Source organism: Succinivibrio sp. (assembly GCF_045124615.1).
Taxonomy (GTDB): Bacteria; Pseudomonadota; Gammaproteobacteria; order Enterobacterales; family Succinivibrionaceae; genus Succinivibrio; species Succinivibrio faecicola.
The window spans coordinates 1-1,213 of the sequence record NZ_JBGVMC010000200.1; the positions used below are offsets into that span (position 1 = coordinate 1).

Genomic DNA, 1,213 nt, shown 5'->3' on the forward strand with positions numbered 1-1,213 from the left:
GAAAAAAGTTAAAAATCGGTGGTAGAAAAGAAGTCAGCAAAAGGTATATACAGGAGTTCAAAAAGTTGCTTGCAAAAGAGGTTATGGATATAGCCATAAACCTGACATACGAGCTAATCCTTGCCACAGGTGGTACAACAGGTAACACGGCATCAGCATGGACTGTAACTGTATCAAGAGCTGATTTAGGATATAAAGGTTATTTTGACGGAGATCCCGAAGATTATTTTGAAGTGTGGCAGGCTAATATCATAGCTCATACCAACACTGTTCAAGATGGTAGAGTAAGTGCTATACGCAGATTGAATGACGCTAGAGACGATTTAAAAGCGTCAATGAGGTCGAATTATACTGTGCATATAAGCAACTGTGCGTTCGTTGATTCTGCGACAGTAGAAAGTTTTAGGGGAAGAACAAAAAAGATAGGTGGAGAAAACTACGCAACAAAAGTTATTCGAGATGGTGCAGGTATGGTTAAAACGTCTATAGACGATCCCGAACAATACTGTTTAACCATATTTCATACTGAATTTGCTAATGCTATCAGACGAGTTAGATACGCTTTACAGGATAAGAGAAAGAGGTAATTTATGGCCACTAATGAAACTAATGAAAAGATTATAGTAGATGCCGATACATCTAAGGCCGATGCTCAATTAAAGCAGATAATTGAAGATGTAGAAGAAATCAAGAAAAATCAAAAACTTGAGATTAAAGTAAGCACTACAGGTATTGACGCTAACAGTTCACAAAACGTTGCTAATTTAGCTAGTGAGTTAAAAAGTTTATCAACTGCTGTAGGTGGCGAAAAGACAGGTGCTACAAGCAGAATAAACAATTTACGTACTGCCATTGATAATTTTTCTCGCAGACTTAACACTAGAGCGACAAACATTACTGCTTTGAGTTCTAGTTTAGGTAGCTTGTCTGCTCAAGTAAAAAACCTTTCTAGTGTGACTGATAATATCAAAGGCTTTATTGATACTTTATACAAAATCAAATCAGCAGTAACAAGTTTTGTGAATTTGTCACAAGAATTTACCACTGGCATGGAGAATATTAAAAAGACTGCCTCTGCGTTAAATTCTTTGGCTAATAGCGTCAATAAAATTGCTAATTTAAACAGTAATTTACAGACTGCTACTACGACTTTACGCAACCTCTCTAATGCCTTGCTTTCTGTCGCTAATGTTCCTAACTTTGACTCCACTGT

The 1,213-nt window shown here is 36.7% G+C and carries 2 protein-coding genes; both read left to right on the plus strand.

What is annotated here, in order from left to right:
* On the plus strand, nt 1-587 hold a 587-nt coding region (locus ACJML3_RS05195; RefSeq protein WP_406021226.1), incomplete at its 5' end, for a hypothetical protein.
* A gap of 3 nt (nt 588-590) precedes the next feature.
* Nucleotides 591-1,213, plus strand: a 623-nt coding sequence (locus tag ACJML3_RS05200) for a hypothetical protein (RefSeq protein WP_406021228.1), incomplete at its 3' end; no start/stop codon positions are given.